The 26,999-nt window shown below is 68.0% G+C and carries 24 protein-coding genes and 1 pseudogene; 13 read left to right on the top strand and 12 right to left on the bottom strand.

Going from position 1 to position 26,999, the window contains the following annotated elements; all coding sequences use genetic code 11:
• Positions 1-52: 52 nt before the first annotated feature.
• Both modA and OHA05_RS20670 read right to left on the bottom strand, forming a co-directional pair.
• Positions 53-859 carry a molybdate ABC transporter substrate-binding protein gene (modA, locus tag OHA05_RS20675; protein ID WP_328861400.1) on the bottom strand — a complete coding sequence of 269 codons (807 nt, stop codon included), beginning with the start codon at positions 857-859 and terminating at the stop codon, positions 53-55.
• 100 nt (positions 860-959) lie between these two features.
• Positions 960-1,355, bottom strand: coding sequence for a TOBE domain-containing protein (locus tag OHA05_RS20670; protein ID WP_313944836.1), 396 nt, complete (start codon positions 1,353-1,355; stop codon positions 960-962).
• 273 nt (positions 1,356-1,628) lie between these two features.
• Here OHA05_RS20670 and OHA05_RS20665 point away from each other — a divergent pair, with 273 nt between their 5' ends.
• Entirely contained in the window at positions 1,629-2,048 is a 420-nt protein-coding gene (locus OHA05_RS20665) for a TOBE domain-containing protein (RefSeq protein WP_313944837.1), read from the top strand.
• Positions 2,049-2,283: 235 nt separating this feature from the next.
• Here OHA05_RS20665 and OHA05_RS20660 read toward each other — a convergent pair whose 3' ends face one another.
• On the bottom strand, positions 2,284-2,439 hold the full coding sequence (locus OHA05_RS20660; RefSeq protein ID WP_313948914.1) for a DUF6131 family protein: 156 nt from the start codon (positions 2,437-2,439) through the stop codon (positions 2,284-2,286).
• A gap of 491 nt (positions 2,440-2,930) precedes the next feature.
• Complete coding sequence (locus OHA05_RS20655; protein ID WP_328861399.1) at positions 2,931-3,116, bottom strand: hypothetical protein; 186 nt, start codon at positions 3,114-3,116, stop codon at positions 2,931-2,933.
• A gap of 568 nt (positions 3,117-3,684) precedes the next feature.
• Between OHA05_RS20655 and OHA05_RS20650 the strand changes: the two genes are divergently transcribed.
• The 3 genes from OHA05_RS20650 to OHA05_RS20640 all read left to right on the top strand — a co-directional run bounded on the left by OHA05_RS20650 (position 3,685) and on the right by OHA05_RS20640 (position 6,999).
• The gene (locus OHA05_RS20650; protein ID WP_443043729.1) at positions 3,685-4,947 is read left to right on the top strand and encodes an ice-binding family protein; all 1,263 of its coding nucleotides are present in this window, start codon (positions 3,685-3,687) and stop codon (positions 4,945-4,947) included.
• 344 nt (positions 4,948-5,291) lie between these two features.
• Complete coding sequence (locus OHA05_RS20645) at positions 5,292-5,822, top strand: DUF5819 family protein (RefSeq protein ID WP_328861397.1); 531 nt, start codon at positions 5,292-5,294, stop codon at positions 5,820-5,822.
• A 97-nt stretch (positions 5,823-5,919) separates the two neighbouring features.
• Positions 5,920-6,999, top strand: coding sequence for an HTTM domain-containing protein (locus tag OHA05_RS20640; protein ID WP_328863432.1), 1,080 nt, complete (start codon positions 5,920-5,922; stop codon positions 6,997-6,999).
• Between the two features lie 154 nt (positions 7,000-7,153).
• Here OHA05_RS20640 and OHA05_RS20635 read toward each other — a convergent pair whose 3' ends face one another.
• A complete protein-coding gene (locus OHA05_RS20635) occupies positions 7,154-8,029 on the bottom strand; it encodes an FG-GAP repeat domain-containing protein (protein WP_328861396.1) in 876 nt (291 codons plus the stop codon).
• Between the two features lie 160 nt (positions 8,030-8,189).
• Entirely contained in the window at positions 8,190-9,440 is a 1,251-nt protein-coding gene (locus tag OHA05_RS20630) for a low temperature requirement protein A (RefSeq protein WP_328861395.1), read from the bottom strand.
• A gap of 391 nt (positions 9,441-9,831) precedes the next feature.
• Between OHA05_RS20630 and OHA05_RS20625 the strand changes: the two genes are divergently transcribed.
• Positions 9,832-11,535: an FAD-dependent oxidoreductase gene (locus OHA05_RS20625; protein ID WP_328861394.1), complete on the top strand. Its 1,704-nt coding sequence runs from the start codon at positions 9,832-9,834 to the stop codon at positions 11,533-11,535.
• A 137-nt stretch (positions 11,536-11,672) separates the two neighbouring features.
• Positions 11,673-12,069, top strand: a pseudogene (locus tag OHA05_RS20620) (aldehyde dehydrogenase family protein); the annotation flags it as partial.
• Positions 12,070-12,285: 216 nt separating this feature from the next.
• Here the strand turns inward: OHA05_RS20620 and OHA05_RS20615 are convergent.
• Both OHA05_RS20615 and OHA05_RS20610 read right to left on the bottom strand, forming a co-directional pair.
• Positions 12,286-13,113: an NAD(P)H-binding protein gene (locus OHA05_RS20615; protein ID WP_328861393.1), complete on the bottom strand. Its 828-nt coding sequence runs from the start codon at positions 13,111-13,113 to the stop codon at positions 12,286-12,288.
• 246 nt (positions 13,114-13,359) lie between these two features.
• Positions 13,360-14,553, bottom strand: a complete 1,194-nt coding sequence (locus OHA05_RS20610; RefSeq protein ID WP_328861392.1) for an RtcB family protein — start codon at positions 14,551-14,553, stop codon at positions 13,360-13,362.
• 163 nt (positions 14,554-14,716) lie between these two features.
• On the opposite strand from OHA05_RS20610, the gene OHA05_RS20605 reads away from it, so the two are divergent.
• The 3 genes from OHA05_RS20605 to OHA05_RS20595 all read left to right on the top strand — a co-directional run bounded on the left by OHA05_RS20605 (position 14,717) and on the right by OHA05_RS20595 (position 18,035).
• Positions 14,717-15,538 (top strand): DUF3558 domain-containing protein, encoded by an 822-nt coding sequence (locus OHA05_RS20605; RefSeq protein WP_313944864.1) that lies wholly within the window; start codon positions 14,717-14,719, stop codon positions 15,536-15,538.
• A 123-nt stretch (positions 15,539-15,661) separates the two neighbouring features.
• Positions 15,662-16,393, top strand: coding sequence for a DUF3558 family protein (locus OHA05_RS20600; RefSeq protein WP_313944865.1), 732 nt, complete (start codon positions 15,662-15,664; stop codon positions 16,391-16,393).
• Between the two features lie 151 nt (positions 16,394-16,544).
• Positions 16,545-18,035: a DUF2637 domain-containing protein gene (locus OHA05_RS20595; protein ID WP_328861391.1), complete on the top strand. Its 1,491-nt coding sequence runs from the start codon at positions 16,545-16,547 to the stop codon at positions 18,033-18,035.
• A gap of 33 nt (positions 18,036-18,068) precedes the next feature.
• On the opposite strand, the gene OHA05_RS20590 is transcribed toward OHA05_RS20595, so the two are convergent.
• Positions 18,069-18,275 (bottom strand): hypothetical protein, encoded by a 207-nt coding sequence (locus OHA05_RS20590; protein WP_313944867.1) that lies wholly within the window; start codon positions 18,273-18,275, stop codon positions 18,069-18,071.
• A gap of 130 nt (positions 18,276-18,405) precedes the next feature.
• Entirely contained in the window at positions 18,406-20,133 is a 1,728-nt protein-coding gene (lysS, locus tag OHA05_RS20585; RefSeq protein ID WP_328861390.1) for a lysine--tRNA ligase, read from the bottom strand.
• A 157-nt stretch (positions 20,134-20,290) separates the two neighbouring features.
• Between lysS and argS the strand changes: the two genes are divergently transcribed.
• The gene (gene argS, locus OHA05_RS20580) at positions 20,291-22,057 is read left to right on the top strand and encodes an arginine--tRNA ligase (protein WP_313944869.1); all 1,767 of its coding nucleotides are present in this window, start codon (positions 20,291-20,293) and stop codon (positions 22,055-22,057) included.
• A 25-nt stretch (positions 22,058-22,082) separates the two neighbouring features.
• Here the strand turns inward: argS and OHA05_RS20575 are convergent, their stop codons facing one another.
• Positions 22,083-23,417, bottom strand: a complete 1,335-nt coding sequence (locus tag OHA05_RS20575; RefSeq protein WP_328861389.1) for a helix-turn-helix domain-containing protein — start codon at positions 23,415-23,417, stop codon at positions 22,083-22,085.
• A 312-nt stretch (positions 23,418-23,729) separates the two neighbouring features.
• Between OHA05_RS20575 and OHA05_RS20570 the strand changes: the two genes are divergently transcribed.
• The gene (locus OHA05_RS20570; protein ID WP_328861388.1) at positions 23,730-24,434 is read left to right on the top strand and encodes a DUF4232 domain-containing protein; all 705 of its coding nucleotides are present in this window, start codon (positions 23,730-23,732) and stop codon (positions 24,432-24,434) included.
• Between the two features lie 19 nt (positions 24,435-24,453).
• Here OHA05_RS20570 and OHA05_RS20565 read toward each other — a convergent pair whose 3' ends face one another.
• Complete coding sequence (locus OHA05_RS20565; RefSeq protein WP_313944872.1) at positions 24,454-24,723, bottom strand: DUF1876 domain-containing protein; 270 nt, start codon at positions 24,721-24,723, stop codon at positions 24,454-24,456.
• Positions 24,724-24,916: 193 nt separating this feature from the next.
• Between OHA05_RS20565 and OHA05_RS20560 the strand changes: the two genes are divergently transcribed.
• Together OHA05_RS20560 and OHA05_RS20555 are read left to right on the top strand one after the other, a co-directional pair.
• On the top strand, positions 24,917-25,858 hold the full coding sequence (locus OHA05_RS20560; protein ID WP_328861387.1) for an NAD(P)-dependent oxidoreductase: 942 nt from the start codon (positions 24,917-24,919) through the stop codon (positions 25,856-25,858).
• A gap of 125 nt (positions 25,859-25,983) precedes the next feature.
• Positions 25,984-26,892, top strand: coding sequence for a glycoside hydrolase family 19 protein (locus OHA05_RS20555; protein WP_313944874.1), 909 nt, complete (start codon positions 25,984-25,986; stop codon positions 26,890-26,892).
• The last annotated feature ends 107 nt before the right edge of the window (positions 26,893-26,999 follow it).

Below are 26,999 nucleotides of genomic sequence, written 5' to 3'. Positions count from 1 at the left end.
TCATGGGTGCGGGCTGCCCGGCCCCCCGAACCGGGCAGCCCGGACACACTTGCTACGGCTGCTGGAAACCGGCGTCCTGGAAGATCTTCTGGGCCTCCGGCGAGGAGAGCCACTTCACGAACGCCTCGGCGGCCGCCGAATTCTTCGACGTCTTGAGCGTGGCCGCCGGGTAGGAGGCGATGGCGTTCTGGGCGTCAGGGATCTCGACCGCGTCGACCTTGTCCGGGGCCGTGGCGGCATCGGTCTTGTAGACCAGGCCGGCATCGGCCTCGCCGAGTTCGACCTTGCTGAGCACCGCGCGCACATTGGGCTCCTGGGAGACCGGCTTCACGGTGATCTTCTGGGCGTCGAGGATCTTCTTGCTGTAGCGGCCGACCGGCACTTCGGGCGCCGCCAGCACGACCTTGAGCTTCGTGTCCGCGAGGTCCTTCAGCTCGTCGATCTTCTCCGGGTTGCCCTCGCCGGTGGCGATGACGAGCCGGTTCTTGGCGATGATCGAGGGAGTGCCGGTGTCGGACCCCAGTCCGTCCATCGTCTTGGTGTCGGCGGTGACCAGGGCATCCGCGGGGGCGCCCTGCTTGACCTGGGCCGCGAGTTCCTGGGAACCGGCGAACGAGAAGGTGATCTTCGTACCTGGGTGTGCCTTCTCGTACGCGGCGCCGGCCTGCTTGAAGACGTCGGTGAGAGAGGAGGCGGCCAGCACGGTGAGGTTCGCCTTGGGCGTTCCCGTGCCGGACTCGGTGGCCTGGGCCCCGGACGCGTCCTTGGAGTCGTCGCTGCCGCACGCCGCGAGCGGCACGAGCAGGGCCACGGTCGCGACGGCAGCGGTGACGTGGCGTCTGGTGAAAGTGAAGGACATGAGGGTGGGAGCTCCTTGGGACGCGGTCGGCGTATGCCGCCTGGCGGATGATGATCAGCCGCGCCGGGGACGGGCGACGCCGCTTCGCTGGAGAGCCGGGTCAGGTGCGGTCGATGTGCACGCTGGTCGACTTGACGCGGGCGGTGGCCTGCATGCCGACCTCCAGTCCCAGTTCCTCGACGGCCTCCCTGGTCAGCAGGGACACCAGCCGGTGCGGGCCTGCCTGGATCTCGACCTGCGCGGCGACGTCGCCGAGCTTCACGGCGGTGACGATGCCGGGGAAGGCGTTGCGGGCCGAGGTGTAGGAGGCGTCCTCCTCGCCGGTGCCGCTCTGGGCGACCTCGACGGAGAACGCGGCCAGGTCCCGGCCGTCGATGAGGCGTCGCCCGCCGTCGTCGCGATGGGTCGCGACCCGGCCGGCGTCCGCCCAGCGGCGTGCGGTGTCGGGGCTGACGCCCAGAAGCCGAGCCGCCTGTCCGATGGTGTAGGACTGCATGTGCGCCACGGTAGGCCGCTCTGCCTGTCAGATGCAATTCATTCGTGCATTCAGCACAGCAAATGCCAGACGCACTGTGGGAAAGGCCAAGCCCCGTCGGGGGCGGCGCCCGGGTCGGGGCGGCACGAGAGGCGTTGACTCGGGTCTGCGAGGCGGGGGTAGCTACCACCCTGGTGCCTGCGATGCGTGCCCGGAAGGGAGCTCCGAGTGTGGCTAGGGTGCCGAACAAGGCGCGCACACACCGGCTTTCCACCGCAATCGAGGCGTTTTCCCATGAGCCTGAGCATCCGTAACCAGCTTCCCGGCACCGTCGCATCGGTCACCTTCGGCGAGGCGATGGCGACCGTCAAGGTCCGCCTCGACGGCGGCCAGAACGTCACCGCCGCCATCACGACCGAAGCCGTCAAGGACCTCGGGCTCGCCGAGGGCTCGGCCGTGCGGGCGCTGGTAAAAGCGACCGAGGTCGCCCTCGCCACGGGCACGATCGACGGGCTGAGCATCCGCAACCAGATCCCCGGCACGGTCAGCGACGTCTCCGCCGGCGGCGCCATGGCGAGCGTCAAGGTCGACATCGAGGGCGGTGGCCTCACGGCCGTCATCACGAACGACGCGGTCACCGATCTCGGCCTGACGGCCGGCTCCACGGTCGTCGCCCTCATCAAGTCCACCGAGATCTCACTCGCGAGTGCCTGAGCACCGCCCCGTCACACCCCGACCCGGCACACCCCGCTCCGGCAACGCGCTCCGACGACGCGTTTTCGGGCCCAGGCATGCCGACGGGGCCCGGCGAAGTGCTACTCCGCAGGGCCCCTGGTCGCGCAAGGTGATGTTGTCGGCAGGCCGGTCTTCGAATCGGCCTGCGAGCCCCTGGCCGGGCTCTCCTCAGGGGTGCTCTCGCATCACTGAGGGCCCGCGCAGGGCGGGACTGTCAGAAGAAGTGTTTCCGTCCGCCGACCTTGCGCCCGCTCGCGCCGAGGACCCACAGGACCGCGCCGACCACGAGAAGGATCCCGCCGATCGTCGTCAGCAGTGAGACACCGGCCAGCAGGCCGATGATGAGCAGAATGACACCCAGGACAATCATTTCGGTTCCGATCTTCCCGTCTCTTCGGTGCATGCGGGCCTTCGCCTCCTCAGGCCGACCCGCAGCACCCTCTCCCCGCCCCGCCACCTAGCCCGGGCCAGTCGAGATCCGGCCGGCCGCACCATCGGCGGCCACCGGATCTCTGTCATGCACGCTCCGTGTGCCCCGCTCTCCACCACTCATGCCGCGTAAGCCGTGGCGGCTGCGGAGACGGCATTCCCTTGCCGGGAGTGGGTGCGGGACAGCTTCTTGACACGAGGCACCAACACCGAGGGCCCCAGGCTGCCTTCAGCCCGGGGCCCATCGACGGGGCGGTGTGCTGCCCCTCTCACTCTTCACGCAGATGATCTGCCTCAGCTGTGCCGCGCGATCTCCGCCAGATTCCTCTGCTGGTACGAAGGCCGCTTGCCGGAACCGGCGGGCGCACATCGCTGCCTGACGCACCTGCCGGCGGTGACCGCCCAAAGCTGTCCCGCACTACGCGACAGCCCTCAGCCGACGATCGTCGGGTCCAGAGGCAGGCCGGGCACATCAACGAGTGAATCGGTCGCGTTGACCAGCTCGATGGGGTTCATGAGCTGCTGGAGCCCACCGGAGGGCGGGAACTGTCCGACGATCGGCAGGTTGATACCGGGGGACGGCGCCACGGGTGCGGCCTGGGCGGTGGCGGGAACCATCAGTGCGGCTCCGGCAAGGGCGGAAACGAGAACGAGTTGCTTGATCACGAGGCACTTAACGAGCAGTCCGGCGCCGTGGACACGCGGCGTGCACGGCGGTCGTAGCAGTGGTCGCGTACGGGCAGGCGCACGAGCTCCGCTCAGGTCGGCACCTCCCTGCGCGAATGCCGCTGCCGCTGCCGCCGCTCAGAGTTGGGCCCGGTGCAGGTCGACAGAGCCAATGCCAGTGCTGCGATGTGTTGATCGCCACGCCCACCCGGCGGCGAGTTCTGAATTCTCCTGGCCGGACGTCATTTTGCATGTGCGGCCGGGAGGGCAGGCGGGTGAAGGTCCCTCATCCGTGTTGCGGACGCCGCGCATTCGGCGGGTATGTCGGATGATCGCCGATATGCATTAACGAATATGCATGGCCCATCGCGCCGTCGACCGTTTACCAATTACCCCATTTTCGATTTTTCATCGTTGCCTCGGGGAATCTCCTGCGTAATATTCATCGGCATCAGCAAGGCTTCCGGGCTGTCGGTTAGGGCCCGGTGCGCCACGGCCCCCCACAGAAATTGGCCCTTAGATGAAGCTGAAGATCCGTCAAGCGGCAAACCGCCGTACTTTGTCAGGCATTCTGGCCTCGGCCCTTGCCACGACGGTTGCCGCAGCGATGGTCGTCATGACGTCTACGCAGGCGATGGCCATCGCGATCCCCGTACCTCTGGGCACTGCCGCGAGTTACTCGGTTCTGGCAGGCCAGGGAGTCACCAACACCGGCCCCACAGTGCTCAGCAACGACCTCGGGACGCACCCGAACCCGGCCATCACGGGCTTCCCGCCCGGGCAGGTGCTCGGTGCTGTGCACCCGGCGGACGCGCAGGCCGCACAGGCCAAGAGCGATCTGGTCGTGGCGTACAACCAGGCGGCCGGCCAGGCCCAGGACTTCGCGCTTCCCGCGGGAATCGGCGGAGGCCAGGAGCTGCTTCCGGGTGTCCACCGGGCCACCTCGGGTGTCGGACTCACCGGTGATCTGGTCCTGAACGCCGGGGGAAACCCCAATGCGGTCTGGGTGTTCCAGATCCCTGAAGCCCTGACGACGGCAACGAACAGCCGGATCCTCCTCACGAACGGCGCTTCGCCGTGCAACGTGTACTGGCAGATCGGCAGTTCGGCGACCATCGGCACCACCACCACCTTCGTGGGCACGATCATGGCTCTCACCTCGATCTTCGTGAACGCAGGGGCGAACATCCAGGGCCGGGCCCTTGCCCGTAACGGCGAGGTGACGCTCAACAACAACAGGATCTTCCTCGGCGGGTGCTCGACCGGTACCACCACGACCGGCACCACGACGGGCACGACGACCGGTACGACCACCAGTGGCGGTCTGCTCAGTGGCGGTCTGGTCAGCGGAGGCCTGCTGGGCGGACCCGTCGTCGGCGTCGTCAGCGGCGGCACCTCGGGCAACATCGCGGGCAACACCTCCGGGAACACCGCGGGCAACTCGTCCGGGAACACCTCCGGCAACACCGCGGGCAACACCACCTCCGGAAACACGCAGGGCAACACCTCCGGCAACACCGCGGGCGGCAACGGCGGCCCCGGGGGCGGCCACGACGGCAACAACAAGCCGGGCCACGACAACAAGCCCGGCCACGGCCAGGACCACGGCGACAAGCCGGGCCACGACAACAAGCCCGGCCACGGGCAGCACCACGGCGACAAGCCCGGCCACGGTGACCACGGCGACAAGCCCGGTCACGACGGCAAGCCCGGCGAGCACTACGGCTACGGCGACAAGCCGAACGGCCACGACGGTCACGACGGTCACGACGGTCCCAAGTAACACGAGGGCTAGTCGGAACACTTCAGTGAACCCTCACAAGGGATGACGGCGCACGGCGGAATCCTCAGCGAATCCGCCGTGCGCCGTCCGTGACATCCGCAGAAACGCAGGCTGTGCAGCCAGGCGTGAGCAGAAATACGAGAAAGACAGGGTGGGCGGTGTCGAGCGGAATGAGATCAGCGGACGTGCGGGAAATCCAGCACGCCGATTCCGGTCCGGCCGGGCAGGAATCTCCCCAGGACGAGGCCGCACCGGTCGAGCGACCGAGACGTTCCCGTGCTCTGGAGGCGGGGGTGTTCACCGCTGTCGTCCTGTGTCTGGCAACGACTCTCGTCCACGTCGTCATGGTGTTCCTGCATGTGGCGCCCCCCAATACCGTGTCGAAGCGGTACAGCCAGCAGATCAATGCCTGGGTGTATCCCCTCTTCGAACAGAACTGGCGTCTGTTCGCCCCTGACCCCGACTCCGTCAACCGTCAGGTCCTGGCGAGAACAGCCCATACCCGCCCCGACGGATCGACCCGGGTGAGTGGATGGTTCGACCTCTCCGCCGCCGACACAGCAGCGGTCGAGCACAACCCCTTCCCGAGCCACACGTCCCAGAACCTGCTGCGCCGCGCGTGGACCTCCTACACCGATTCGCACGGGGGAGACGACGCGTCGCGCACGGAACGCGCCGTGATGATGCGGAAGTACCTGAGCAATATCGCCGCCGACCGCGTCGCCGCCCGCACCGACGGCACCTTCGATTTCATCCAGCTCCGCGTCGTCACCCTGCCCGTCGCCGCGCCCGGCACCGCAGCCGGCCAACGCCCGCCGGCGCCCGTCGAGAACCGGCTTCTGCCGTGGTGGAAGGTGCCCGTCCATGGGAAATGAACAGATGCCTGAAACCTCTTCCACGGCCCCGGCGCCCGGTCGGCCGACGGACCGCGGGACGGAGAGCCTCGGCGTGCTCGCGTGGTTCGCCGCCCGGATGGGGGCGCTGTGGGGGCTCCTGACCGAGCGGCCGGTGTCCCTGTACGCCGTGGCGGTGCTGCGCATCGGGTACGGACTGCTCTATCTGGGCTTTCTGCTGCGTGAGTTCCCGCACCGCGACGAGATCTGGGGCCCCGGCTCGCCGTGGACGCCCGCGCTGACGCAGCAGCTCTTCGACCAGACAGGCTGGAACAGTGTTCTGACCCTGTCCGACAGCCGTGTCTACTTCGAGCTCTGCTACGGGGCTGCCCTCGTCGTGTCGGCCCTGTTCATGCTGGGCTGGCGGACCCGATTCATGTCGGTCCTCTTCGCCATCGTGGTGACGTCGTTCCATGCCCGGTCGATCTTCATGACGGACGGGGGCGACAACCTGATCCTGCTGATGGCCATCTACCTCGTCCTCACCGCATGCGGTCGGCGCTGGTCCCTGGACGCACGCAGAGACCGCCTCAGGGCGGCTCGTACGAGTGACGCTCCGACACCGGCGAGGAGCCCCTTCGCACAGGAACTGCGCGATGCCCGCACCACGTTGACCACGGTGGTGCACAACTGCGGCCTCTTCGTCATCGGGGCGCAGGTCTGCTTCCTGTACGGATCGGCCGGCCTGTACAAGGTCCAGGGCGGCACCTGGGGCGGTGGCACCGCTCTCCACTTCGTACTGAACCTCGAACTCTTCAGGCCCTGGCCGGAGCTGTCCCGCATCGCGGACGAGTACACGGTCCTCATTGCGATCGTCGGCTACATGACGGTGCTCTTGCAGGTCGCCTTTCCGTTCGTGCTCTTCGGCAGGCTCAAGTACCCCGTTCTGGCCCTGCTGCTGGGGATGCACATCGGTATCGGCGTGCTCATGGGACTGCCGCTCTTCTCCGGCGCGATGATCATCGCGGACGCCGCGTTCCTCCCCGACCGCTTCTACACCGCCCTGCCTCGCCTCTGGCGACGCGCCGCACAGCGGACAGGCCTGTGGCGGCCGGCACCTGGACGACCGGGTGGATCCGGAACCGTACCTTCGCAAGGCAGGCCCGGTGTGCCCAGCCAGAAGCAGCAAGTCGTACCGGCGGGGAAGGGGAACGAGTAGCCGGCCGATCCATCCCGCCGTACGGCTTTGCGCCGACAGGGTCGTGGTGGCGGTGATCACCCGGAGGTACTCGAGCCCTCATCCGACCTTCGGCATCCTCCTACCGGCTGCAACTGAACTGCGGGGCAGCGTTCGCCCCGCAGTTCAGCCTTTGTCAGAAGAGTCCCTTGAAGCGGCCCCAGCCCGCGGTGGCGATCTTCGCGGTGGAGCGGAACGTACCGGTGCCGGTGCCGTTGTTGCGCAGCAACTGCCCCTGCGCGTTTCGGGAAATCAGATCAGCGTGCCCGTCACCACTGATGTCACCAACGCCCACGAACGCGTTCCGGCCGGTGGCCCATTTGCCGCCGAACACCAGCGCGCGAGGCTTGAGTGTTCCGGCGGCTGTTCCGTCGTAGCGCCACAGTGAGTTGTCCCGGTCGACCGCGAGGACATCACCGATGCCGTCCCCGTTGATGTCACCGGCGCCCAGAACGGCCCGGTAGATCTTCCAGTTGGTGCCGATGCGGCCCTTCGCCTCGAGCCCACCCACGCCGTCGTTGGCATACAGGTACATGTCACCGGTGGTGGCCTGGCGGGTGACCAGATCGGCACGGCCGTCACCCGTCAGGTCCCCAGGTGAGGTCAGGACGTTGAACTGGTTCCAGCCGGTACCCAGGCGTCGGCTCACATCGAACTGGCCGCCCCTGCCGGGATCGCAGTGAATCTCCTCCCGATACAGGTCGCCGTTCGTCCGGCGGCTGAGGAGATCGTTGCAGCCGTCCCCGGTGAGGTCGCTGAAGGGAACGAAGTGATTGAATCCGGTTCCTTCGCCGCCCCAGAAGACGGGATGGGTACGCAGACTCCCGGTGCCCGATCCCCAGAAGAAGGAAGCGCTGCTGTCGGGGTTGATGACGACAAGGTCACCGTAACCGTCCGACGGCCCGGAGAAGTCTCGCCAGCCCGGAGACGGTGCCGCTGCCGCCGGCCCCACCAGCAGCGATACGGCAACGGTGACAGCAGCACCCACCGTCACGGCCGTCTTTGCTCTCATGTCAGTCCTCCCCAGAATGCAAGATCCGGAGCAAGAACCCGCAGCAAACCCACCACGCCGGATGAGCCGGCCGCCCTCCCAGGCCCTCCTCCGGCTGGCCGCAGCCTACAGATGCACCGCGCGGAGTGATCACGGCAGTAACGGGCCGGGGCCCTCGGTTTCAGGCGGCTGATCGTTCGTTGATCAGGGAGCCTTGGCTCAGCCATCGGGCGAATGCGAAAACCCAGGTCGCGAGGAGAAGGAGGAGCAGGATGAGGGCCAGGAGCCATGGTGCCGGTCGGGACCAGCCGACGAGCAGTGCGACGACAGCTGCCGTGACGAGCGCGACCTGCACCGACTTGTACGCAGCGGGGTAACGGTCGTAGTCCGCCAGGGCGGGGAGCAGCACCACGGTCGTGATCAGCATCATGGCTACGGACCCGCCCATCAGCCAGCTCACGGCGACCGGTGTGCGGTGATCGGTGGCATGCTCGACGAGTCCGACCATTCCCGCACCTGCTGAGGCCACAGCCATGGCCATGGGCAGGTGAATGAAGATCCAGGTCGCCAGGGAGTGCCCTCTCTCTCGGGGCAGCCGGCGGGACACCAAATCGGCGTAGTTCCACCAGAAGCCGAATCCGATGGCGAGCCCGAGCAGTCCTGTAGTCGTGACAAGTGTGCTGCGTTCGGTCTCCGTCAGCCCGTTCACCACACCGAAGACGACTTCGCCGAGGACGATGATGATGAACAATCCGAAACGCTCGACCATGGAGTCGCTCACAACGTGGTAACTCGGCTCTCTGCGCCAGGCGATGAGAATGACGCACTCCGCGCTGCACCACGCGGCGACGAACACCGCCCAGACCACTAGCCGAACGTCGGTCGACAGAGGCACCGAGGCCGCCATCAGGACGGTGCCCGCAACCATGACGATCAGATACCGCCGAGGTGTTCTGCGCAGCTCCGGCAGGTCCCGCCGGTACACGGAGAACCACTGGTAGCTCAGCAGGGCCAACAGCAGTGCGTAGAGCGCCGCCAGGGTGCGGCCGTCGCTGCTGTCGGCATGGCCGACGTATACCGCCATGAGAACCAGCAGCAGCATCTGCACGAAGATCAGCATCCGGGTGTGACCGTCTTCGCGGCCGTGCAACTCGTAGAAGAGTGTGCCGTTCAGCCAGGCGATCCAGATCAATCCGAAAACCACTGCGAATGTCGCCGTTCCCCGCCAGGAGAAGTCCTCTGCGAGGGTGTGCGCCGCCTGGCCGACCAGGACGACGTACACGAGGTCATAGAAGAGCTCGAGGAAGCTGACGCTGCGATCGGGCCTGACGTCCCCGTGGCGTCGCGGGGGGAGAAAGAGCCACAGACGAGCACCGGTTCGAAGAGAGAGCGCCTCTGCTCCGGGGCGGGGCTCGGGGGCATTGTCGGACATGAGGAGCTCCAGGATGACGCGGCCGAAATGCGGCGAGGTGTCGTGGCGGCTGCGCTGTCGGCCGTAGCCGCCTCCACGCCGCAGTATGTCGGAGAGTGCGCGTGCCGGCCCGTATCGAAAAGCTCATGTTGGTGGAGCCTCCTGACGCTGAGGATGCGCACCGGGGGGAGGCACGGGAAAATAGATGTAGCCGGAAAGCAGAAATGGGCGATGCCCGGGGCTGGATGCGGTCAGCGCTGCTGGATCGACGGCATGGCCGCAACTGAACCTGTGGATCGACGAACGTGCTCTTCCGGAGCGGGCAAGATCATGCTATTGGTCGCGCGCCTCGCGACAATTGGAGGCCCTTCAGGCCGACTTGCCCGAACAGGAGCGATTACAAGGGGCGACCATGACGTATGCGGTTGATGACGACGGATTTGCACACGCCGACACGAGAGACATCTTTCCCGAACTGTCGGACGAACACGTGAAGTGCTTGCAGCGGTACGGCAGGCAGGACCACCTGACCATGGGACAGGTTCTGTATTCACGCGGATGTGACGACTTCGATTTCTATTTCATTCGAGACGGAGTTGTGAACGTCTACCATCAAGGCAACCCTGGCGATTCGGACGAGGAACGCATCGTCACAGCCTATGGTCGCGGCCAGTTCACTGGAGAGCTTTCGCTTCTGAATCGTCAGAAATCCTTGGTGGAGGCCGTTGCTCAGACTTCATGCTCGGTTATCAGGCTTACCCAGCCGCAGCTCCGGAGGATGATAGCCAACGAACCGAATGTGGCGCGCATCATACTCAAAGCATTCATTCTGCGCCGCTTGCGATATATTCGGCTGGGGCTCGGGACTGTGCTCATCGCCGGCCCCTCGACCGGCAGCGATGTCGTACGAATGCTCAGCTTCTTGGAGCGAAATGACTACCCAGTTCGTTACCTTGACACGAACAAAAAGGGCGACCTCGGCACTCTGAGTAGATACACTGTTGGACCGTCCGTTCGCTGGCCGGTCGTTGTTTGCCGACCCGGCCATTATATGGAAAACCCAACCCTTGAAGAGGTGGCCGGCTGTCTCGGACTCATAGAGACGATCGACCATGATGAAGTTTTTGACGTCGCGGTGATTGGTGCCGGCCCGGCAGGTCTTGCTGCGGCCGTGTACGCAGCGTCGGAGGGGCTGGCCACCGTCGTAGTAGAAGCTTTGGCTCCCGGCGGACAGGCGGGGACGTCGTCCATGATCGAAAACTACCTGGGATTCCCTTTGGGGATCAGTGGGCATGACCTGGCTTCACGCGCCCAAGCCCAGGCGAGGAAGTTCGGAGCCCGAATGGTGCTGCCTCGGGTCGTGGACAGCGTGGATTGCCGTCGGATCCCCTTCACGCTCCAGCTCCACGATGGCGAGAAGCTCAGGGCCCGTTCAGTGGTCGTTGCCACGGGTGCCCACTACCGTCGGCTGGATCTGCCGGAGCTGGCTCGGTACGAAGGGAATGGCATCCACTATGCCGCCACTGCCCTAGAAGGATCCCTGTGCGGAAACGATGAAATCTGCGTTGTAGGTGGTGCCAACTCTGCGGGCCAAGCCGCCGTGTTCCTCTCACAATTCGCGGATCACGTTCACATGCTGGTTCGGGCCGACAGCCTTTCCGGCTCCATGTCGCAGTATCTTCTCACACGCATCGAAGCGTCATCTGGAATCACCGTCCACCCGCGAACCGAGATACACGAGCTGCGGGGGAAGAGCCACCTCGAGGCCGTGGGGTGGCTGAACACCGAGACAGGCGATTCGCATCTACATCCCACATCCAATGTGTTCCTGATGCTCGGCGCTGTGCCCAACACTGCATGGCTTGGAGGGTGCCTCGAGACAGACTCGAACGGGTTTGTGCTGGTGGGCAACGACGTCAGTAACGTCTCGGCATTTTCAGATGGCCGCCGGCCGGCAGGAATGGAATCGAGCATCCCCGGAATATTTGCGGTCGGTGATGTTCGATCGGGGTCGGTCAAACGTGTCGCTTCCGCCGTTGGCTCCGGCTCCATAGTGGTCTCGCAAATTCATTCAGTGCTCGCTGCCAGGCAGCCGAGTGTCGGCCGTGGAATCTGACACCGAAAGACCGACGTACCGCGGGTCGTCGCTCACTGGCGAACGAGCGTGACGGTCCGGCAGCTGCCTCTCCGGTTCGGGATCTCGACGTCGGCCAGGTCATGCCTTCTGCGGACCTGAACAGTGCTGTGGCGACTGCCGTGACGGCTCGCACACAGAACGACGGGCAGTCCTGCATCGCCGCCAAGTGATTCATCGTTCACGCAGAATTCGTCAACAGGATGGGATCCCTCGCGGTCGGAGACCCCTCCGACGCCGAGACCGATGTCGGCCCTCTCGCCTCGGAGCAGAGACGCGCTGGGTATCGCCAACGCAACCCCCTTCGGGCTCGGTTCCAGCGCTGGACCAACGACAGGCCCGAACAGGACCGGTTCGCAACGGACTTGGAGGCCGGTCAAGTCCTCATCAACGGCATGACCGTCTCCCTGCCGGAACTCCCCTTCGGAGGCATCAAGCGGTCTGGCTAAGGGCTGTGAACTGTCTGCCCACGGCATCCGCGAGTTCTGCAATCTCACGACTGTATGGGTCGGCTGACTCCGATACCCAAGGCGCGTTCGAGGACGGCGGACCGAGACCGGCTCTCCCGCTGGGCGACGGGCGTGCCGCGGTCCTGGCCGACCAGTGACCAGGGCCGCGGGGAGCAGACCGGGGGCGCCGGCAGGGTCGGTACCCCAAGCGGGCACGCCGCCAACGCACCGCGACGGGTTGCCGGACTCCCTCGGCGCGTGGCATCAGGGGCGCAGAACTCGCCTACAGGGAGCTGAAGTCGGTTCGGTTGACGTAATCGGAAAAGTCTCGGGGTGCCCGGCCCAAGGCCTCACGGACCCCGCCAACAGGCTCGGCACCGGTTCCTTCGCAGATGTGCCGACACAACGCGAGGATGCCATCGTCCGCCCTCCCGGCGGCGGCAAGTTCGGCACGAAATTCATCCTCGGTGACGGGGATGTAGTGCAACGGCCGGCCCGACGCTTCGGCGATCTGCCCGACTGCCTCGCCAAAGGTCAAGGAACGCGGCCCCGATAGTACGTACGTGCGGCCCGCATGGCCGTCCTGCGTCAACGCTGCCGCGGCCACATCCGCTAGATCCTCCAGATCGACGAAAGCCTCCCGGCCTCCCCCCGTGGGCAGCCGCAGCTCGCCGGAGCCGTCCCAGAGGGTTCCAAAGTATGTGCGCTCCTCGGTGAAGTTCTGTGCGAACCACGTCGGACGCAGGATCGTCCACTCGAGACCTGACGCTTTCACAGCGTCCTCCGTGCCAAGCAGCCCTTCACCGGCCATCTCACCGAACACTCGGGCCGACAGCAGGACGAGTCGGCGCACCCCGGCGCCTGCGGCGACCGCGGCGAAAGCTTCGACTTCGGCGGACGCTTCCGGGCCCGACGAGTCGACGACGTACACCGCCTCGATCCCGGAAACCGCGGGCTCCCACGTCTGACGATCAGCCCAATCGAACCGGACCGGACCCCGACGCGAAGCCACCACCGGAGCCAGACCACCCCGGCGGAGCGCGTCGGCTACACGTCTACCCGTCTTACCAGTGCCCCCGAGAACAAGAACCTGGGAGATGCGATCTGTCATGACCGTCAGTACACAACCTGTGACCCAGGCCTCCGCAGGCGACACGCCTGGTCACACCGACCGGCCGCGGCCGGTGTCGCGCCCACTCCCCGCCAGGCGCGCTGCCCGCCGCTCGCCGCGGCGTTGTCCGGAGCGCGTGAAGACCTCTGCCCGGTCGGGCTCACCCGGCACGTTGCTGGGCTGTCGTCGCAGAGCCCCGGACCGCAATCAGTCCGGGGCTCTGTCGTTCCCCTGGAATGCCGAGGTTCAGCCCTTCACACAGATGACCTGCTTCAGCTTCGCCACGACCTCCACCAGATCCCTCTGCTGGTCGATCACCTTCTCGATCGGCTTGTACGCCCCCGGGATCTCGTCCACCACACCCGAGTCCTTACGGCACTCCACACCCCGCGTCTGCTCCTCCAGGTCCTTCGTCGAGAAGCGCTTCTTCGCCGCGTTCCGGCTCATCCGCCGACCCGCCCCGTGCGACGCCGAGTTGAACGACTTCTCGTTGCCCAGACCCTTCACGATGTACGAGCCCGTGCCCATCGAACCCGGGATGATGCCGAAGTCCCCGCTGCCCGCCCGGATCGCTCCCTTACGGGTCACCAGCAGGTCCATGCCCTCGTACCGCTCCTCCGCCACGTAGTTGTGGTGGCAGGAGATCACCGGGTCGAACGTCACCTTCGCCTTGCGGAACTCCTTGCGGACCACTTCCTGGAACAGCCCCATCATGATCGCGCGGTTGTACTTCGCGTACTCCTGCGCCCAGAAGAGGTCGTTCCGGTACGCCCCCATCTGCGGGGTGTCCGCGATGAAGACCGCGAGGTCCCGGTCGATCAGGCCCTGGTTGTGCGGCAGCTTCTGGGCCTGGCCCATGTGGTACTCCGCGAGCTCCTTGCCGATGTTCCGCGAGCCGGAGTGCAGCATCAGCCACACCGCTCCCGACTCGTCCAGGCAGAACTCGACGAAGTGGTTGCCGCTGCCCAGCGTTCCCATCTGCTTCGTCGCGCGCTCCCGGCGGAACTTGACCTCGTCCGCCACGAAGTCGAACCGGGTCCAGAAGTCGTCCCAGCCGCCCGTCGGGAAGCCGAACACCCGTCCCGGGTCCACCGGGTCGCCGTGCATGCCCCGGCCGACCGGAATCGCCTGCTCGATCTTCGAGCGCAGCCGTGAGAGGTCACCGGGCAGGTCGTTCGCCGTGAGCGACGTCTTCACCGCGGACATGCCGCAGCCGATGTCGACGCCGACCGCCGCCGGGCAGACCGCTCCGTGCATCGCGATGACGGAGCCGACCGTCGCGCCCTTGCCGTAGTGGACGTCCGGCATGACGGCGAGGCCCTTGATCCACGGCAGCGTCGCCACATTGCGCAGCTGCTGCATCGCGACGTCCTCGACCGAGGCCGGGTCCGTCCACATCCGGATGGGGACCTTCGCACCCGGCACCTCTACATACGACATGACTCCTCAATTCCCCCGAAAAGGCACGAAACGCAAAAGCCGCGCCTATGACCGCGAAAGACTCGACGGACCGGCATTGACGGCAGTGCGTGCGATACACATTGTGTCCATCGGCCGCGTGCGCGCGGCAACAGCTTTTCCGCTCGAAGGGAGCCTGGGAACCGTGCAACGAAAGGCGTACGTGCCCGGTCTTGCGGCGCTGCTCGCGGTGCTGGTCGCAGGCTGCAGCGCCGGGGACGGCAGCGACGGCTCGGCCACGGACTCCAAGGCCGGCGAGGGCACGCAGTCCGTCGCGGAGCCCGGCAAGTACCGCACGCTGCTCGAACCGTGCGGCTCCGTCGAGCGCGGCACGCTCAAGGACCTGTTGCCCGGTACCGCCGAGCTCCCCGAGGAGCAGCAGCAGCGCATCTTCCGCGGCACGGCCGCCGTGACCTATGACACCGACCGCCGTGTCGGCTGTAACTGGAAGGCCGACTCCCCCGACGCCTCGCACACCCTGAGCCTCGACTTCGAGCGCGTGGTGTCGTACGACACCTCGGTGAGCGACGACGACCGGGCGCAGGAGGTGTTCGCGACGAAGCAGGCGGGCGCCTCGCTGCCGGTCGCCCAGGACCCGCGCGACGAGAAGGGCACGGCCTCCCCGCCGGCCGGCAGCCCGTCCGGGCCCGCGTCACCGAGCGGCAGCCCATCGCCGGGCGCGAGCGCCGGCACGGACGATCCGTCGGCCACCCCCGAGGGGCTGGAGCCCCGGGAGCTCGACGGCCTCGGCGACGCGGCCTTCCTGGATGACGTCCTGAACCCCGCGGGCGCCGGATCCACCGCCCAGCGGAGGACCGTGAGCGTGGTGTTCCGCACATCCAACGTGATCGTGACCATCGTGTACCGGGAGCAGCCGGCGCGTACGACCGAGGTCCCCGACAGCAAGGAACTGCAGGAAAAGGCGCAGAGTCTGGCCCGGAACCTGGTGGAGAAGTTCAGCGACTGAGGGCCGTGCGGGACCGGTCGGCCGACGGTGTACGTATCCCGGGACACACACGCGGCCGTGCTGTGTCCGCGTACCGTGGCCTCGCCGACCGGAGTGACCGTACGACTATCGAGTGAAGGAACCATGCACCGTTCAGCCTCGCGACTCACCCGCATTCTCGCCTGTGCAGCCGTCCCGGTGATGCTCGTCGTCGCCGGTTGCTCGTCGGACTCCGACGGCAAGAAGGAGTCGGGCGCCGACAAGCCGGCCGCAGCGAGTTCCCAGGACTCCGCGGACGCGCCGAAGCCGCAGAACATCGAGCCGGCGAAGTTCGCCAAGCTCCCCGACGCCTGCGACGCGATCACCGCGAAGACGATCGAGACGCTGGTCCCGGAGACGAAGACGAAGAACGGCACGGCCGGCAAGACCTCGGACACCACCACCCGCGGCAGCTGCTCCTGGAACGGCCTGGAGGACAAGGGCGTCAAGGGCTCGCAGTACCGCTGGCTCGACGTGTCCTTCCTGCGCTACGAGTCGGAGTCGTCCCTGGGCGTCAGCGGCCAGAAGCGCGCCGAGGACAACTACGCCAAGGAAGTCGCCAAGGCCCAGGCCGCGCAGGGCGCGAAGAACCTGCGGACCTCTCCCGCCGCCGGTGTCGGCGAGGACGCCAAGGCGATCGGTTACGAGCTGAAGAAGACCGACGAGGACTTCACCTACGCCACCATCGTGACCCGCACGGACAACGTCGTGATCACGCTGACCTACAACGGCACGGGCTACGCGGGCGCCAAGCCGCCGGCCGCCACGGACCTGATGAAGGGCGCCATCACGGCGGCCAAGCAGGCCGTCGCCTCCGTGACCGCTGCGAACAAGTAACGCTGCGAACATGTGACTTTCGGCAAGTAGGTTCAGGCCACGGCCTGTTGGCGGAGTCCGCCGCTCCCCGCGAGCGCGGACTCCGCCGGCATGTGCCAGGCTGTGCCCCCTCGGAGGGCACATGCGTCACTGACACGGGAGGGGATCGCGGGTGGCCGCGATGCAGCTGACACGCACGCACCGCATACTCATCGCGCTCGTGGTGAGTGGCGCGGTGATCATTGCCGCGATCGGTTTCGCGGGGTCGTACGCGGCCGTGCGCGAACTCGCCGAGCGCAAGGGCTTCGGCGACTTCGCCGTCGTCTTCCCCATCGGCATCGACGCGGGCATCTGTGTGCTGCTCGCCCTCGACCTCCTGCTGACCTGGCTGCGCATCCCCTTCCCGATGCTCCGCCAGACGGCATGGCTGCTCACCGTGGCCACGATCGCGTTCAACGGCGCCGCCTCCTGGCCGGACCCGCTGGGCGTGGGCATGCACGCGGTGATCCCCGTGCTGTTCGTCGTCTCCGTCGAAGCCGCCCGCCACGCGGTGGGCCGGATCGCGGACATCACCGCCGACAAGCACATGGAGGGCGTGCGCATCACGCGCTGGCTGCTCTCCCCGATCCCCACGTTCAAGCTCTGGCGCCGTATGAAGCTGTGGGAGCTGCGCAGTTACGAACAGGTCATCAAGCTGGAACAGGACCGGCTGATCTACCAGGCCCGCCTCCAGGCCCGCTACGGACGCTCCTGGCGCCGCAAGGCCCCCGTCGAGTCGATGATGCCGCTGCGCCTCGCCAAGTACGGTGTGCCGCTCGCCGAAACGGCCCCGGCCGGACTCGCCGCCGCCGGCATCGAACCGGCGCTCCTGCCCCCGTCGCCCCAGCCCCAGCCCGAGCTCCAGCCGCAGCCGCAGGCGCAGGCGCAGCTGGAACCCCAGCCCCCGAGGCAGGCGCGCGGCGCCGCCCAGCCGGAGCTCCCGCCCGCGCAGGAGTGGCCCGAGGAGCACGAGCAGTACCCGGAGCCGTCGCAGGAGCAGTACGAGAACGAGCACCACGAGCCGTACGAGCACGAGCAGTACGAGCAGTACGCCGAGCCCGGCCCGTACGGTCCGGCGCAGCAGGGCGGCCCTCAGCAGTACCCGCAGTACCAGGAGCAGGGGCAGTACCAGGAGCAGGGCCCGTACCAGGAGCAGGCGCAGGCGCAGGGCCCGGCCGTCACCCACTCGAGCCCCTGGTTCGCCGCTCCCCAGGTGCCGCAGGAGGCGTACCAGGAGGCGTACGAGAACGGCTTCACCCCGCCGTCCGCCGAGGGCCTGGAGTCCAGTGCCGTACGGGTCCCCGCGGGCCCGGGCCGCACCCGCCCGCTCGGCGGTGTCGTCCCCGGCCCCCGGTCCGAGAGCCAGGCGCAGGAGCAGATGCCGCCGGACGGGGACCACACGGAGCAGCCGACCGATGCCGCGGACTTCCGCGAGGCGGCCTACCCGGTGTTCGAGTCGTATGTGAAGGAGCACAGCGACTGGCCGAGCACCGAGCAGCTCGACATACATCTCTCGGACGCCCACGGCATCCGGCACCCGCGCAGCGCGGCGCTGCTGCGCCAGCTGATGCCCGAGTTCAAGAACCGCTTCCAGGCCGACCTCGAGGCCGAGCACATCGCCTGAGACGGGCCGCGGCGTCCTGCCGCGGGTCCCGCTTCACGCCTTGGCGCGCTTGCGTCCCGTCTCGCCCACGACCGCGATGACCGCGCCCACGGCGAAGAGGATGACATAGCCGGCGGTGGGGATGTCCCACCACTGGTGGAGCAGGCCCCACGGCCCGTCCCCGTAGAGGCGGCCGCCCGCGCCGAGGGCGCCCTGCACGGCGGTGATCCAGCCGATGATCGCGATGGTCTCGTTCTTCATGACTCCACGCTCTCCGGCCGCTCGGTCCGGCACATCGTGCGTACGTCGGAACCGCCGGTAGGCCGAAGGATGCACTTACGGCGAAGGGCCGCCCCGCGCAATGCGCGAAGCGGCCCTCCCGATGCGACGACTACGGCGCGAGCAGCTTGCGCACCCGGTCCGCGCCGACCGCCAGCAGCAGCGTCGGCAGCCGCGGGCCGGTCTCCCGGCTCACCAGCAGCCGGTACAGCAGGGCGAAGAAGGACCGCTGCGCGGTCTTCAGCTCCGGCGTCGGCTTGGCGTCCGGCGCCAGGCCCGCCATCACCTTCGGCACGCCGTAGACGAGCGTGGTGAGCCCGTCCAGCGACCAGTGCGAGTCCAGCCCCTCCAGCAGGAGGCGCAGCGACTCGCGGCCCTCGTCGTCGAGGGAGCCGAGCAGCTCCGCGTCGGGCTCGGAGCGCACGACGGTCCGTGCCTCGGCCGGGACCTGGGTGGAGATCCAGTTCTCGGCGCGGTCCAGCCTCGGCCGCACCTCGTCGAGCGAGGACAGCGGGTTCGCCGGGTCCAGGTCGCTGAGGATGCGCACCGTCTGCTCGTCGTGGCCCGCGGTGATGTCGACGACGGAGGCCAGCGTCCGGTACGGCAGCGGCCGCGGGGTGCGCGGCAGCTCACCGGCGGCCGTACGGGCGGCGCGGGAGTGCGCGGCCAGGTCCGCCGGCAGCGCGCTGCCGTCGGCGACCTTGGACTCGAGCTTGTCCCACTCGTCGTACAGCCGCTGGATCTCCTGGTCGAAGGCGATCTTGAAGGACTGGTTCGGCCGCCGGCGGGCGTACAGCCAGCGCAGCAGCGGAGCCTCCATGATCTTCAGCGCGTCGGCCGGGGTCGGCACGCCGCCCCGCGACGACGACATCTTCGCCATGCCGGAGATCCCGACGAACGCGTACATCGGCCCGATCGGCTGCTCGCCGCCGAAGATCCCGACGATCTGCCCGCCGACCTGGAACGAGGAACCGGGCGACGAGTGGTCGACACCGCTGGGCTCGAAGATCACTCCTTCGTAGGCCCAGCGCATCGGCCAGTCGACCTTCCAGACCAGCTTGCCGCGGTTGAACTCCTTCAGCCGGACCGTCTCCGAGAAGCCGCACGCGGAGCACTGGTACGTCAGCTCGGTGGTCTCGTCGTCGTACGCCGTGACCGTGGTCAGGTCCTTGTTGCAGCCGCCGCAGTAGGGCTTGTACGGGAAGTACCCGGCCGAGCTCGCGCCGTCGTCCTCGGCCGCGGCGCCGGAGCCCTCCGCGGCCTCCAGCTCGGCCTCGTCGACCGGCTTCTGGCCCTTCTTCGGCGGGGCCTTCTTCGTCCGGTACTGCGCGAGGATCGCGTCGATGTCACCGCGGTGCTTCATCGCGTGCAGCACCTGCTCGCGGTAGACGCCCGAGGTGTACTGCTCGGTCTGGCTGATGCCGTCGTACTCGACGCCCAGCTCGGCCAGCGACGCCTCCATCGCGGCCTTGAAGTGCTCGGCCCAGGTCGCGTACGGCGAGCCCTCCGGGGCGGGCACCGAGGTCAGCGGGCGGCCGATGTGCTCGTGCCAGCTGTCGTCCACACCCGCGATGCCCTTCGGCACCTTGCGGAAGCGGTCGTAGTCGTCCCAGGAGATCAGGTGCCGGACCTCGTACCCGCGCCGCCGGATCTCGTCGGCGACCAGGTGCGGGGTCATGACCTCACGGAGATTGCCCAGGTGGATGGGGCCGGAGGGGGAGAGACCGGACGCGACGACAACCGGTTTCCCAGGCGCACGCCGCTCCGAATCTGCGATGACATCGTCCGCGAAACGGGAGACCCAGTCGGTCTCGGTGCTGCTCTGAGCCACTTTCGGCACGTCCTTCTTTCTCGAAGCTTGGCGAGGCCATTCTCCCAGACGGATCGACCCGTCTGCCGGTTGCCTGCTCACGCCCCGGACACGTCGGATAAAGAGGTTGCCCGCCCATGGGACACTTGACAATCGATATAGACCTCGACCCCAGGAACGGAAGCTCATGGCCTCGGTCCCTTCCCTCGCTTCGACCGTGCAGCAGCGCCTCGCGGACGCCCTCTCGGCTTCACTGCCGGAGGCCGGGTCCGCCGATCCTCTGCTGCGACGTAGCGACCGGGCCGACTTCCAGGCCAACGGCATCCTGGCGCTCGCCAAGAAGCTCAAGGGCAATCCGCGCGAGCTGGCCGACAAGGTCGTCGCGGCGATCCCGGACAACGACGTGCTGAAGGAGATCGAGGTCTCCGGACCCGGTTTCCTGAACATCACGGTCACCGACGAGGCGATCGTGCGGACGCTCGCGGCCCGCGCCGCCGACGACCGGCTCGGTGTGCCCCACTCCGCCGACGCCGGCACCACGGTGATCGACTACGCGCAGCCGAACGTGGCCAAGGAGATGCACGTCGGCCATCTGCGGTCCGCCGTGATCGGCGCCGCGATGGTGGAGATCCTGGAGTTCACCGGTGAGAAGGTGATCCGGCGTCACCACATCGGCGACTGGGGCACCCAGTTCGGCATGCTCATCCAGTATCTGATCGAGCACCCGCACGAGTTGGACCACCAGGGCGGCGAGGTCTCCGGCGAGGAGGCCATGTCGAGCCTCAACCGGCTCTACAAGGCCTCGCGTACGGTCTTCGACTCCGACGAGGAGTTCAAGGCCCGCTCACGGGACCGGGTCGTGGCGCTCCAGTCGGGCGACGAGGAGACCCTCGCGCTGTGGCAGAAGTTCGTGGACGAGTCGAAGATCTACTTCTACTCGGTCTTCGGCAAGCTCGACATGGAGATCAACGACCCCGACGTGGTCGGTGAGTCCGGCTACAACGACATGCTCGACGAGACCTGCCGGCTGCTGGAGGAGTCGGGCGTCGCCGTCCGCTCCGAGGGCGCGCTCTGTGTCTTCTTCGACGAGGTGAAGGGCCCGGACGGCAACCCGACCCCGCTGATCGTCAAGAAGTCGAACGGCGGCTACGGCTACGCGGCCACCGACCTCTCCGCGATCCGGGACCGGGTGCAGAACCTGGCCGCGGACACGCTGCTCTACGTGGTCGACGCGCGGCAGTCCCTGCACTTCAAGATGGTCTTCGAGACCGCGCGCCGGGCCGGCTGGCTGAACGACAAGGTCGACGCGGTGCAGCTGGCCTTCGGCACGGTGCTCGGCAAGGACGGCAAGCCGTTCAAGACCCGTGAGGGCGAGACGGTCCGGCTGGTGGACCTGCTGGACGAGGCGGTGGACCGGGCGACGTCCGTGGTGCGCGAGAAGGCCGAGAAGGTGGGCCTGAGCGAGGCCGAGATCATCGAGAACGGCCGGCAGGTGGGCATCGGCGCGGTGAAGTACGCCGACCTGTCGACGTCAGCGGTGCGCGACTACAAGTTCGACCTGGACCAGATGGTGTCGCTCAACGGCGACACGTCCGTCTACCTCCAGTATGCGTACGCCCGCATCCAGTCGATCAAGCGCAAGGCGGGAGAGGCGAAGCCTGTGGCGCACCCCGAGCTGGAACTGGCCCCGGCGGAGCGGGCGTTGGGCCTGCACCTGGACCGGTTCGGCGAGGTGCTGGCCGAGGCCGCGTCCTCCTACGAGCCGCACAAGCTGGCCGCGTACCTGTATCAGCTCGCCTCGCACCTGACCACGTTCTACGACCAGTGCCACGTGCTGAGCGACGACAACCCCGTCGAGGTGGTGGAGAACCGCCTCTTCCTCGTCGACCTCACCGGTCGCACGCTGCACCAGGGCATGGCGCTGCTGGGTATCCGTACCCCCGAGCGCCTCTGATCGCCGTACGGTCCACTGGCCGGAGTCAGCGAGCCTTCCACTCGCTCTCCTCCGGCCAGTAGTCGTACCTCGGCCGTCCCTTCATCGCGCTGGCCCGGAACGGCTTGCCGTCGTCGTCGACACGCACGGTCCCGTGCCGGTCGCCGACGCTCCAGTCGACCTCCAGGTACCAACTCACGTCGTGGGCCTCGGTCTTCAGGTCGAGGTTGAGCACCTGCGGGTCGCCGGACGAGACCTTGTACGGGAAGCCTTTGGCGGGCACGACCGCGTCGCCCTGCTGTCCGGCGACGGGACGCACGATCGGCCGGGGCTTGTCGAGATCGACGGCGAAGGTCTGCGGAGTGATGCCGCTGCCGCAGCCCTCGCCCATCGAGTACGTCTGCCAGGCGAGCGGGGCCTTGCGGGCGACCACCCGCACATGCACGGCGTTCAGGACGACGGACTCCTGCGCCTTTCCGGTGACGGTCAGTTGGAGCCGCATGCCGCCGGCGTCGACGCCGCCGAGTGCGCGGCCCCAGCCGCGGTGGTCCTGAGGGGCGGGCGGCGGCGGCACGTCGCCGGGCGCCTGGTCGAGCAGGAAGTACTGCCCGCACGGCGAGTCCCAGTTGTACGAGCTGACGCCGGCCCGCACCGGTACGCCGGTCACGGGACGCTGTGGCGCCCGCTCGCCGGAGGCCGTTGCCGACGGGGTCGCGGACTTCCGGGGTGCGCTCGCGGAGGGGCTGCCGCTCGGCGAGGTGCTCGCGGACGGGGAGGCTGAGCGGGAGGCGGTCCCGTCGGGTTTCACGGCACCGGCCGCTCCCTTGCGGTCGTCGTCCGCCGTCCCCGAGCCGCTGCCCTGACTCGCGACGACGGCGGCCGGGACGGCGAGCGCCACGACGGCGGCAGCCGCGACGGCGACGACAACGCGCTTGCGGCGGGCGCCACTTGCTCTGGGTGTGGGTGCCGCCGTGGCCGTGGCGACGAGCGCGGTGGGCGGCGTGGACTCGGGTTCGGGTCCCGGCGCCGGCGTGTGCTCCGGTTCGGGCTCGGGGGCCGGTTCAAAGCCCCCGTCCGGCTCCTCCGACGCGGCCGCGGCCGCCGGCGCCCCCTTACCCCGTCTGCGTGCCTCGTCCGCGAGGATCCACTTCCGGTGCACGGCCACCAGTTCCTCGGAACTCGCCCCGCACGCCCGGCCGAACCGCTCGATCGGCGCGAACTCGGTCGGTACCGCTTCGCCGTTGCAGTACCGGTGGAGCGTCGAGGTGCTGACGTGGAGCTTGCCGGCGAGGACTCCGTAACTCCGCCCCGAACGGCCCTTCAGTTTTCTGAGTCGTGCCGCCAGTTCCTCGGCCTCGGGCGTCGCCGCCACCTCGTACATCCCCTCGTCATCGCACTCGTCCGTCCCGGAATGCCGTTCCAGGCAAGGGCTTTACCCCCAGGTCACAGTACGCGGCAGCGTTCCGGCTTCCCCAATGGTCCCCGCGGCGTTGCGGCCCCGGGCGCGGTCCCCGCAGTCTGTGATCACACCGCACAGCCGACCGGGGAGCAGTCATGCGAACCCCTCTACGCAGCATGTTCGTCGACGCTGCGGCCGTGCTCGTGCTGATCGCGTCGATCGCGGTCGTCACGGCGCTCGTCCGGAATCACTGACCGGCTCACACGCAACACCACACGGGGAGAACGAACCATCATGCGCAACATCCGCACCCGCACCTCAGCCGTCGCCGCCACGGCGCTGCTCGCCGCACTGTCGCTCACCGCCTGCCAGGGCGACGGCAATGCGGCGGTCGGCTCGCCCTCCGCGAGCACCACGGGCGGCCAGGACTCGGCCGCGGCGCCCTCGGCCCCGGCCGCCGGCAAGCCTGCGGACGGCGGCGACACGGCGTCCGGCACCAGCGGCGGTAAGGGCGGCACCGGCGGCAAGAGCGCCGGCAGCAGCGCGAGCAAGGGCGGCGACACAGGCAGCGCGGTCACCACCCCCTGCGGCGACCGCGTCAAGGTCACCTACAGCAAGGTCAGCCGCCCCATCAACCACGGCCTGCTCACGCTCACGAACACCGGGTCCAAGGCCTGCAACGCCTACCACGCGCCGCTGCTGCGCTTCGACGAGGCGCAGGCCGCCACCGCGATCAACGACGACAGCCGGCCGCAGGCCGTCGTGACGCTGCTCCCCGGCGAGTCCGCCTACGCGTCGATCATGCTGTCCTCGGCCGACGGCAGCGGCACGAACGGCAGCACGGCGAAGAAGCTGGCCGTGAGCTTCGCCCCGCGCGACGGCGGCGGCTCGACGGACGCCGCACCGGCCAGGATCACGCTCCCGGCCGGCACGTACATCGACACCACCACGTCCGTCACCTACTGGCAGAGCTCCATGGAGGACGCCCTCACCTGGTGACGCCGTCCGCCGCGAACCGTCACACGAGGGCGTGCGAGGGCCGCTGAGCGGTCTCGTCGATCTCCGTGTGCGCCTTCTGCAGCAGCTGTGAGGCGAGGTCCATCATGGCGCGTGCGCCCGCGATCTCCTCGCCCACCAGCAGTTGTGGTTCGTCCGACCGGTGACGGTTCGCGTTGCCGTGGCCCCGGATCTCCGTGCCGTCGCCGAGTCTCACCATGGCGGCCGCGCGGGTCCGGTCGCCGTCTTCCCGGAACTCCATCTCGATGTGCCATCCGACGAGTGTCTCCATGGCCGATCACCTCCAGCGGTACCCCTTCCAGAGTGCTCCGCGCGGGCGCCGATGACCACTTTCCGAGGCCGGGACGTGTGCGCGGGGTACGCACCTTCCGGTGAGTACCGCACCGAATAGTCGGTACTTGTGGGCTTTCGGGCACCGGACAAGGATCAGGGGCGTCCCGAGAATCCTTGTGAGGAGCCCCGCCGTGTCCGCGCCGCAGCCCCCTGTTCCGCAGCCCTCCGTACCCGTGTCCGAGCCCTCCGCACCCCGGTCCGCCGCGCCCGGGTCCCGGCCCCCGGTGTCCGTCCTCGGTCTCGGCATGATGGGCTCCGCCCTCGCCGCCGCCTTCCTCGCGGCCGGCCACCCGGTCACCGTCTGGAACAGGACCCGCTCGAAGACCGGGCCGCTCGTCGCTCAGGGCGCGGTGCCGGCCCGCTCGGCGGCGGAGGCGGTGACCGCGGACGGGCTCGCGGTCGTGTGTCTGATGACCAACGACAACGTCCGGGAGCTGCTCGACTCCCTCGGCGAGAGCCCGGCGGGCCGTACCGTCGTCAATCTGACCAACGGAACCCCGGCGCAGGCACGGGAGTTGGCCGCCCGGGCCGCCGAGCTCGGCATCCGGTACATCGACGGCGGCATCATGGCCGTCCCCCAGATGATCGGCGGACCGCACGCCTACGTCCTCTACAGCGGGGACGAGCAGGCCTTCGAGACCCACCGCTCCACGCTCACCGCGCTCGGCGGCACCACCTTCACCGGGACCGACCCCGGGCTCGCGGCGCTGCACGACCTGGCGCTGCTCACCGGTATGTACGGCATGGTCGTCGGTGTCCTTCAGGCCTACGCCCTGGTCCGCACCGAGGGCATTTCGGCCACCGACTTCTCCGAGCTCCTGGTGCCCTGGGTCGGCGCGATGCTCTCCGGTGCGCCGCAGTGGGCGGCGGCCGTCGACTCGGGCGAGCATCTCACCGACGTCTCCAGCCTCGCCGTCAATCAGGCGGCCGTACCCAACTTCCTTGCGGCATTCAGGGATCAGGGCGTCACCACCGAGTTCTTCGAGCCGCTGAAGGCGATCCTGGACCGGGCGATCGAGGAGGGTCACGCGGACGACGGGCTCTCCCGGCTCGTCGACCTGATGCGGGCGTAGCGGCGAAATCGCGCCACCTGGTGATTCACATTGGTCTATACCTTGACTCGATCACGTCAATAGCGCTTGAGTGTGCGGCACAACCCCCCACCACGGCCCGGCCGTTGCTGTGAAGGAGTGCACGAGTGCTGAGACAGCGCATCAAGGTATGGCTCGCCGCGATCGTCGCCGGAGTCGGTATCGCGGCAGTGGGCCTCGCGCCTTCCGCCACGGCAGCCCCCACCGCTGCCGCTGACGCCTGCACCTCCGCGCCCAGCTGGCAGGCGGGCGCCTGGTACACCACTGGCAACGTTGTCAGATACACCGACGGCCGGTACTACATCGCCGAGCACGACAACCCCGGCTACGACCCGATCATCAGCACCTGGTTCTGGGAGCCCTACACCTGTAGCGGCGGCGGCGACCCGCAGCCCGGTGGCTTCGTGGTCAGCGAGTCCCAGTTCAACCAGATGTTCCCGGGCCGGAACTCCTTCTACACCTACAGCGGCCTGACCGCCGCGCTCAGCGCCTACCCCGGGTTCGCCAACACCGGCAGCGACACGGTGAAGAAGCAGGAAGCCGCCGCCTTCCTCGCCAACGTCTCCCACGAGACCGGCGGACTGGTCCACGTCGTCGAGCAGAACACCGCCAACTACCCGCACTACTGCGACTGGAGCCAGCCCTACGGCTGCCCCGCCGGCCAGGCCGCCTACTACGGCCGCGGCCCCATCCAGCTCAGCTGGAACTTCAACTACAAGGCCGCCGGCGACGCACTCGGCATCGACCTGCTCGGCAACCCCTGGCAGGTCGAACAGAACGCCGCCATCGCCTGGAAGACCGGCCTCTGGTACTGGAACACCCAGAACGGCCCCGGCACCATGACCCCCCACAACGCCATGGTCAACCAGGCCGGCTTCGGCCAGACCATCCGCTCCATCAACGGCTCCCTCGAATGCGACGGCAAGAACCCCGCCCAGGTCCAGAGCCGCGTCACCAAGTACCAGCAATTCACCCAGATCCTCGGCGTCGCCCCCGGCGGCAACCTGTACTGCTGAGGAAACCCCCCACACGACCGCGGGCCGGGAGAATGTTCCCCGGCCCGCGGTCAGCCATGTCGGGTCCGCTCCCCCGGCGACCGGTCACACCCGTCGCACTGGGCGCA

The sequence above is a fragment of the Streptomyces sp. NBC_00306 genome, assembly GCF_036169555.1.
GTDB lineage: Bacteria > Actinomycetota > Actinomycetes > Streptomycetales > Streptomycetaceae > Streptomyces > Streptomyces achmelvichensis.
The sequence above is the reverse complement of the archived record's forward strand: the minus strand, read 5'-3'. Positions and strand labels throughout refer to the sequence as shown.

Excerpts from the sequence above, each read along its gene's own strand:
- OHA05_RS20625 (WP_328861394.1), top strand. The coding sequence starts at position 9,832 with ATGACGTATGCGGTTGATGACGACGGATTTGCACACGCCGACACGAGA.
- OHA05_RS20610 (WP_328861392.1), bottom strand. The coding sequence starts at position 14,553 with ATGTCGTATGTAGAGGTGCCGGGTGCGAAGGTCCCCATCCGGATGTGG.
- OHA05_RS20665 (WP_313944837.1), top strand. The coding sequence starts at position 1,629 with ATGAGCCTGAGCATCCGTAACCAGCTTCCCGGCACCGTCGCATCGGTC.
- OHA05_RS20645 (WP_328861397.1), top strand. The coding sequence starts at position 5,292 with ATGGTGTTCCTGCATGTGGCGCCCCCCAATACCGTGTCGAAGCGGTAC.
- OHA05_RS20640 (WP_328863432.1), top strand. The coding sequence starts at position 5,920 with ATGGGGGCGCTGTGGGGGCTCCTGACCGAGCGGCCGGTGTCCCTGTAC.
- OHA05_RS20650 (WP_443043729.1), top strand. The coding sequence starts at position 3,685 with ATGAAGCTGAAGATCCGTCAAGCGGCAAACCGCCGTACTTTGTCAGGC.
- OHA05_RS20635 (WP_328861396.1), bottom strand. The coding sequence starts at position 8,029 with ATGAGAGCAAAGACGGCCGTGACGGTGGGTGCTGCTGTCACCGTTGCC.
- OHA05_RS20670 (WP_313944836.1), bottom strand. The coding sequence starts at position 1,355 with ATGCAGTCCTACACCATCGGACAGGCGGCTCGGCTTCTGGGCGTCAGC.
- argS (WP_313944869.1), top strand. The coding sequence starts at position 20,291 with ATGGCCTCGGTCCCTTCCCTCGCTTCGACCGTGCAGCAGCGCCTCGCG.
- OHA05_RS20575 (WP_328861389.1), bottom strand. The coding sequence starts at position 23,417 with ATGTACGAGGTGGCGGCGACGCCCGAGGCCGAGGAACTGGCGGCACGA.
- OHA05_RS20565 (WP_313944872.1), bottom strand. The coding sequence starts at position 24,723 with ATGGAGACACTCGTCGGATGGCACATCGAGATGGAGTTCCGGGAAGAC.
- OHA05_RS20615 (WP_328861393.1), bottom strand. The coding sequence starts at position 13,113 with ATGACAGATCGCATCTCCCAGGTTCTTGTTCTCGGGGGCACTGGTAAG.
- OHA05_RS20600 (WP_313944865.1), top strand. The coding sequence starts at position 15,662 with ATGCACCGTTCAGCCTCGCGACTCACCCGCATTCTCGCCTGTGCAGCC.
- OHA05_RS20570 (WP_328861388.1), top strand. The coding sequence starts at position 23,730 with ATGCGCAACATCCGCACCCGCACCTCAGCCGTCGCCGCCACGGCGCTG.
- modA (WP_328861400.1), bottom strand. The coding sequence starts at position 859 with ATGTCCTTCACTTTCACCAGACGCCACGTCACCGCTGCCGTCGCGACC.
- OHA05_RS20630 (WP_328861395.1), bottom strand. The coding sequence starts at position 9,440 with ATGTCCGACAATGCCCCCGAGCCCCGCCCCGGAGCAGAGGCGCTCTCT.
- OHA05_RS20655 (WP_328861399.1), bottom strand. The coding sequence starts at position 3,116 with ATGGTTCCCGCCACCGCCCAGGCCGCACCCGTGGCGCCGTCCCCCGGT.
- OHA05_RS20660 (WP_313948914.1), bottom strand. The coding sequence starts at position 2,439 with ATGATTGTCCTGGGTGTCATTCTGCTCATCATCGGCCTGCTGGCCGGT.
- OHA05_RS20590 (WP_313944867.1), bottom strand. The coding sequence starts at position 18,275 with ATGAAGAACGAGACCATCGCGATCATCGGCTGGATCACCGCCGTGCAG.